At 30.1% G+C, this 7,344-nt stretch carries 7 protein-coding genes; 2 read left to right on the top strand and 5 right to left on the bottom strand.

What is annotated here, in order from left to right; genetic code table 11:
- Positions 1-110 precede the first annotated feature (110 nt).
- The gene (locus tag HMPREF1983_RS03955; RefSeq protein ID WP_021753008.1) at positions 111-638 is read right to left on the bottom strand and encodes a QueT transporter family protein; all 528 of its coding nucleotides are present in this window, start codon (positions 636-638) and stop codon (positions 111-113) included.
- Positions 639-998: 360 nt separating this feature from the next.
- Between HMPREF1983_RS03955 and rpsT the strand changes: the two genes are divergently transcribed.
- Positions 999-1,241, top strand: coding sequence for a 30S ribosomal protein S20 (gene rpsT / locus HMPREF1983_RS03950; protein WP_021753007.1), 243 nt, complete (start codon positions 999-1,001; stop codon positions 1,239-1,241).
- 245 nt (positions 1,242-1,486) lie between these two features.
- Here rpsT and HMPREF1983_RS03945 read toward each other — a convergent pair whose 3' ends face one another.
- Genes HMPREF1983_RS03945 through pheS form a run of 4 tightly spaced genes read right to left on the bottom strand, consistent with a single transcriptional unit; the run spans position 1,487 to position 6,378 of the window.
- Entirely contained in the window at positions 1,487-2,335 is an 849-nt protein-coding gene (locus tag HMPREF1983_RS03945) for a bifunctional 5,10-methylenetetrahydrofolate dehydrogenase/5,10-methenyltetrahydrofolate cyclohydrolase (RefSeq protein WP_021753006.1), read from the bottom strand.
- Positions 2,319-2,936, bottom strand: coding sequence for a glycerol-3-phosphate 1-O-acyltransferase PlsY (gene plsY / locus HMPREF1983_RS03940; protein ID WP_040460951.1), 618 nt, complete (start codon positions 2,934-2,936; stop codon positions 2,319-2,321). The genes HMPREF1983_RS03945 and plsY overlap by 17 nt, the downstream gene beginning before the upstream one ends.
- A 10-nt stretch (positions 2,937-2,946) precedes the next feature.
- Positions 2,947-5,340, bottom strand: coding sequence for a phenylalanine--tRNA ligase subunit beta (gene pheT, locus HMPREF1983_RS03935; protein ID WP_021753004.1), 2,394 nt, complete (start codon positions 5,338-5,340; stop codon positions 2,947-2,949).
- A gap of 12 nt (positions 5,341-5,352) precedes the next feature.
- A complete protein-coding gene (pheS, locus tag HMPREF1983_RS03930; protein ID WP_021753003.1) occupies positions 5,353-6,378 on the bottom strand; it encodes a phenylalanine--tRNA ligase subunit alpha in 1,026 nt (341 codons plus the stop codon).
- A 435-nt stretch (positions 6,379-6,813) separates the two neighbouring features.
- Between pheS and HMPREF1983_RS03925 the strand changes: the two genes are divergently transcribed.
- Entirely contained in the window at positions 6,814-7,284 is a 471-nt protein-coding gene (locus HMPREF1983_RS03925; RefSeq protein WP_021753002.1) for a GAF domain-containing protein, read from the top strand.
- The last annotated feature ends 60 nt before the right edge of the window (positions 7,285-7,344 follow it).

Genomic DNA, 7,344 nt, shown 5'->3' with positions numbered 1-7,344 from the left:
ACTTTATTTTACAACTTATCAAATAAAAAAACGGTCAAGTTATCACTTTTTCCATAAATAAATTAAACAAATTTAAAAAATGGTATAAAATTACTTGACCGTTAAATTTATTATTCAAAAACTTTCTTTAAATCTATTACTTTATTTAATGCTTCTGTTAATACAATACCGATAATCATCACAACAATCTGAGATAACAATAATGAAACGTAGATTGAGGTAAATACTCCAAACTCAAATGGTATTCGTGTTGAGTTATCACCGCTAAAAATAGTAATTTCATAAGCGATAACCGGCATGCAAATTATCAAATATAAAACGATATTAATAATATGTCTTACTAATCTGTTTTTTATAAATTTGAATACAAAGACACTTATTAATAGTGCCAACCCTGTACCAAGGGTACCGAAAAATACATCAACAATACCGAGCGGACTGAAAATATTTGCGACAGCTACACCTAATGTAATTGGAAACCAGTATTTTTTACTGAACACTACTAACTGAGACAATGATTCACTAATTCTAAACTGTATGGCACCATAAGAAAAAGGTGCGATAACTACTGTAAGTACAACATAAATCGCTGTTATTAATGCCTGTATCGTTAATATTCTAACCTTATTATCTCTCATATAAAAACTCCTTATCCTGCTCAAGAGAAAAAAATAAAACACTGAAATGAGAAATCAGTGTTTACCACAGTTTTTTTTATAGATGGATCTCTCAAACATCTTTATTATAAAATTTCTATGATAACAAAATAATTATCAATGTTTTATATGGTAACATTATCTATCTCATTAGTCAACACAAAATATAGAAAACGGCAAATTTTTCTAACCTATTCATAAAAAACTTAAAAATATATTGCATTTAACTCTTTGTTATGTTAAAATTAGATAGTTGCTTTTAGCAACGCTTAATTCATTGTAATTAAGAATATTAATTAATATTTCTTAGTAATAAAAAATTCATTACAGGAGGTGAATCGTATGCCAAATATTAAATCATCAGTTCTAAGTGTGAGAAAAGACGCTAAAACAAATGCTAGCAATACTGCTAAAAAATCAGAAATGCGTACAGCTATTAAAAAAGCTAAAGCTGCACGAGCTGAAGGTGCTGCTAACACTGCAGAGTTAGTAAACCTTGCTTATAAAAAAATTGATAAAGCTGCTAAAACTAACCTAATTCATAAAAATACAGCTGCCAGATACAAATCAAACTTAGCAAAATAATTAAGCGATTAAAAACTACTTTGTTCTAATTTGGAATAAGTGGTTTTTTATTTTTATCACTCCAAATAAAATGGAGCACCCCAAAACCATGATTTCGTTAGAAACCGATTTTGTAAGGTTACTCCCAATTCATTAAATCTATATAAATTTCTTTAAAACGAACCTAAATCAATGTATACCTGCATCTAGTTTCCAATAAATAATTTTATTAGGACTTTTAGTTTTTAAATCCGTCTATTTTGCCTTTATTTGTTCATTTTATATGTTGCTACCAGTGTATTTCTCATTAGCATTGTTATTGTTAACGGCCCTACTCCTCCCGGCACCGGCGAAATATAAGCCGCCTTACCTATAAATTTTTCTAAATTAACGTCGCCAACTAATTTTCCATTAACATAATTATTTCCAACATCAATAATAATGCAATTCTCTTTTACTTTTTCATTTCCTGATAAAAAATGTGCTTTCCCTACACAACTAACTATTATATCAGCATTTTCTATTAAAGTATCCAATTTTTTTGTCTTTGAATGTGCTGTAATCACAGTTGCATTTTCCTGTAATAATAAGGTTGAAACAGGTTTTCCGACAATATTACTTCTTCCAATTACCAGCACCAATTTTCCCTCTATTATTTCGCCAGTTGATTTAATCATCTCCATAATTCCAAGCGGTGTACAAGGGATTAACTCAGCAGATCCGGCTACTAATTTCCCCACATTTATCGGATGAAACCCATCAACGTCTTTTTCCGGATTTATAGCATTTAGAATTTTTTCCTCATCAATACTTTGTGGCAATGGTAATTGAACTAAAATACCATTTATTGTATTATCAGTATTCAATTTATTTATTTCATTAACTAACTCTTCTGTTGTAATATTTTCATCAAGTTCTACTTTTATAGACTTTATATTATTTTCTAAACATGCCTTATGTTTAAAATTAACATAGCTAAGAGATGCTTTATTATTCCCTACTATAACTACCGCTAGAGTTGGTACAATATTTTTTTCTCTTAAAATCTCTACTTCCTGTTTTATTTCTTCTCTTAATCGTTTTGCTAAACTTGTTCCACTAATTATTTCTGTCATTTTTTCCACCTATTTTTAATTTTGATTTACTCTCCGTTCCATTCAAAAGTCTTTTTATATTTTTTTTGTGCATATAAATAACAAAAATACACATTGTTATCATTATATACTTATCTACTCCAACCTCAAAAATAGATAAATAAATTATTGACATTAAGCATATTAAAATACTGCCTAATGATACATAACCTGTTAAAAATATTGTAGCGAAAAATATTACAATCATAACCATACTTAAAAATGGATATAAAAATATAAATACTCCCGAACCTGTTGCCACCGCTTTACCCCCACGAAAATTTGCAAAAATAGGAAATACATGTCCTATCATTGCAAATGCTCCGAATATCGATAGATATTCTACTCTACCTATAACGAGTGTAGGGATAAAAATTGCGATTATTCCTTTTACAACATCCATTACAAAAACAATAACTCCCGCTTTTTTTCCAAGACATCTAAAAGTATTTGTCGTTCCGAGATTACCACTACCCATAGTTCTAATATCAGCATTGTAAAATACTTTTCCTACTATTAAGGCAAAAGGAATCGCACCGATAAGATAAGCCGATATACATAACAATAAAATTTTTAATACCATAAGCATTCTCCTATCTTATGATTGCACCATAGTTACTTAAAGCATCTAATACTTTTTCATGAACTTTTGTCACTTCTTCATCAGTTAAAGTTTTTTCTTTATCACTATAAGTTAATGTAAGTGCTATAGATTTTTTCCCTGTAAGAAGCTCTAATCCCTCATATAAATCAAATAACTCTACATTAGTAATAAGTTTACTGTTTACATTTTCAATTACCGAATATATATTTGCATATTCATCTTTGTTATCTACAAGCATTGCTACATCACGAGTAATTTCCGGATATTTAGTTACTTCTTCATAAAGTGGTTTAACTTTTTTCTCTGAAATAATTTCTTCCAAATTGATTTCAAAAACATAAGTTGTATTTAAACCTTTATTTCCGGCGTAAACAGGATGAATTTCTCCAATAAAACCTAATCTTTTTTCCCCAAGATATACTTCTGCCGTTCTTCCGGGGTGCATATTTTTCAATTTAATTGATTTGTAAGAGATTTTTTCTACCAATCCTAATCTTTCAAAAATAGTTTCTAAATATCCTTTGGTACTATAAAAATCTATTTTTCTTTCCTCTTTTAACCATTTTGCAGAGTATTCTACTCCTGTTAATGCTGCTGATAGGTATAATTTTTCAGTTGGTTGAATATTATCATTACCACTACCGAAGAAAACTTTCCCTATTTCCAAAATTTTAAGATTTTTCTGCTTACGAGCTACATTATATGCCGTTGCATTTAATAACCCCGGTATAAGACTTTGACGTAATGTTGAATGTGTTTCTGTCATAGGCATAAGTAATCTTACCTTATGGTGATCTCCTAGTGTAAATTCTGTACTTTCCTTTTCAGATACTAACGAATAATTAATTGTATCATTAAATCCTAATGTTACAAAAATTTTTCTTAAATCTCTTACCGCTCGTTGACTATAAGTTAACCCGCCACGTGTTGTTTTAGAAAATTTAGGTAATGTAGAAGCTAAATTATCATAACCGTATATTCTGATTATTTCTTCCACTAAATCTTGTTTAATTGTAATATCCGGTCTTCTTGTCGGAATTTTTACCAATAAATAATCTTCTATTTTTTTCACATTAAAACTCAAACTTCGTAAAATATTAATAATTTCCTCTTTGGATAACTCTATTCCTAAATAATCATTAATATAATTTTCGGTAATTATTATTTCTTTATCGCCAACCGCTTTTGTTTCTCCCACAATTGTTTCTATTGTTGCTTCCGGACATAACTCTAAAATTAACTCAGTTGCTCTTTGTAATGCGACTCTTTGTATATTAATATCAATGCCCTTTTCGAAACGTGCAGAAGAATCACTTCTCAAACCGTGGTAAGCAGAAGTTTTGCGAACAGTAACAGGATTAAAATAAGCTGACTCTAAAATAATACTTGTTGTCTTGCTGTTTACTTCGGTATTTTTTCCGCCCATTACTCCACCTAATGCGATGGGGGTTATACCGTCAGTTATAACTAAATCATCCTTTTGCAATTTTCTTTCAACATTATCTAATGTTTTTAAAATTTCTCCTGCAGCAGCATCACGTACTACAATATTTTCTCCGGTTAATTTCTTATCAAAAGCGTGCATTGGTTGTCCAAATTCTAACAGAACATAATTTGTTATATCCACAATATTATTAATTGGTCTAATACCTGAATTCATTAAACATGTTTGTAACCATAATGGTGAGTCAACTACTGTAATATTATTTACAATCTGTGCTAAATAATTTACACAATTTTCACTTTGAATTGATACTTTTAAGTCGGTATCCGTAGTATTTTCTTCGCATTTTTTATCATTAAACCTAACCGTTTGATTATATAAAGCACCCAGTTCATAAGTTAAACCACGCATACTCAATGCATCTGCTCTATTTGGCGTAATAGAGAGATCCAAAATATAATCATTTAATCCCAAAATTTCTACTACATCACTTCCAAGTTTTTGTTCTGTTTCAAAAATATAAATACCATCTTGATATTTTTTTGGTACAACACTTTGATTTAGACCCAGTTCTTTTAGCGAGCAAATCATTCCCTGAGATTCTACACCGCGTAATTCCGCTTTTTTAATTTTAATACCCGGTAATTTTGCACCAATTTTAGCTACTATCACACACTGCCCTGCTTTCACATTCGGTGCACCACAGACAATTTGTAAATCTTCTTTTTCTCCGACATCAACTATGCAAACATTTAATTTCTCAGCATCCGGATGTTTTTCTTTTGATTTTACATAACCTACAACAACATTAGAAATATTTTCTGCTAAGTATTCTACACCTTCTACCTCAATTCCACCTCGTGTAATTTTTTCTGCCAGATCTTGTGCATTATCTTTAATATCTATATATTGTTTTAACCAATTATAACTTACTAACATAATTTACCTCCATTAATCATTTCTATCACTATTAAATTGTTTCAAAAATCTAATATTATTTGTATAGAAATTTCTAATATCACTAATTCCATATTTCAACATTGCCACTCGCTCCGGTCCCATACCAAATGCAAAACCGGTATACAATTCCGGATCAAAACCTGCCATCTTAAGCACATTAGGATGAACCATACCTGCTCCAAGAATTTCTAACCATTTAATATTTTCTTCATCATCTTCATTTCCCCACGATACATCAACTTCAACCGACGGTTCGGTAAACGGGAAAAAACTTGGGCGTAAACGTATTTTTTTATTTTCCCCAAAAATTGCCTGAATAAAATGTTCTAATGTTCCTTTTAAATCACTAAATGTAATATTTTTATCAACTACTAATCCTTCAATTTGTGTAAATTGATGAGAATGTGTTGCATCATCATTATCACGTCTAAATACTTTACCGGGACAAATAATTTTCACAGGTCCTCTACCATTTGCTTTAAGCATCTCACGTGCTTGTACCGGTGATGTTTGAGTGCGCATCAAAAGTTCATCGGTGATATAAAACGAATCTTGCATATCACGTGCCGGATGATCTTTCGGCAAGTTTAACATCTCAAAATTAAATTTATCGGTTTCTACTTCCGGTCCTTCTGCGACACTATATCCCATTGAGATAAAAATTTCTTCTATCTCTTCAATAATTTTATTTAAAGGATTTACACCACCAAGTTCTATTTTTTTACTTGGTAATGTCACATCAATTTCCTCATTCGCTAACTTTAATTCCAACGCTCGCTCTTCAATTTCCTTACGTGTTTCTTCAATACTCTGATTAATATAATTTTTTATCTCATTAACACTTTTTCCAAAAGCCGGGCGTTCTTCAGGAGCTAAGTCTTTCGCTCTCTTCATAACCTCGGTTAACTGCCCTTTTTTACCTAAAAATTTGACTTTAAGTTCATATAAAGATTTTTCATCAGAAACTTCTTTTACTAATTCAATGTATTCTCTTTTTATATTTTCTAATAAAGACATATTATCTCCTCCTAAAATTACATCTATAAATATAACTTATCTAAAATAAAAAATCCCTTAGAGTTTTCTCACCCTAGGGACGAATATATCGTGGTACCACCCAAATTCGAAGCTACAATAAGCTTCCTTATATTTTAAAGTGCATAACGGACACTACCCGATTGTACTCATAACTATTACTTATACAATTACTCATAAGCTGAAAATATACATTATATTAATACAACCCTTCCAGTTAAAAAGTTGCTCCCTGCTAGAAATACACTGTATACCGTCTTAATCATCGTTTTTAAAATTTATACTTAAAATAATATAATAAAACTATGTTATTGTCAAATAATTATATTTTTTTGAAATATTGTTATTTTATATATTTCTCTTTATTTTTTAACCAACTTATGCGATAATAAAATAAATTTTGTGGAGGTTTTATTTATGAATATTGTTAATAACAAAAATTTATTTATTGAACAAGCAAATGCACTAATAGCAAATGAGAGTAATCTGATTACCAACCTTTCTAATCTTTCTGCTTTCTACAAGGAGTATCTTCCTGACACAAACTGGGTTGGTTTTTATTTAGTTGATTCTGTTCAAAATAACTTAGTTCTCGGTCCTTTTCAAGGAAAAGTTGCCTGTACCAGAATTCCTTTTAACAAAGGCGTATGTGGTCACTGCTTTACTACAAAAAATACCGTATATGTTGAAAATGTTCATAATTTTTCCGGTCATATAGCATGTGACAGTGCATCTAACAGTGAACTTGTTATTCCTATTTTAAAAGATAACAAAGTGGTAGCTTTGTTGGATATTGATTCAACATTATTCAACAGATTTACTCAAGATGAGGTAGCTGCCTTTTCAGAAGTTACCGGAATAATTTTTAAAAAAATAAAATTTTGTTAAAAAATTAACCGTAGGATTAGCTACGGTTAATTTTGGCTCAACAAAAAATCGGACTGATAA

It is taken from the genome of Gemella bergeri ATCC 700627, assembly GCF_000469465.1.
GTDB lineage: Bacteria > Bacillota > Bacilli > Staphylococcales > Gemellaceae > Gemella > Gemella bergeri.
The sequence above is the reverse complement of the archived record's forward strand: the minus strand, read 5'-3'. Positions and strand labels throughout refer to the sequence as shown.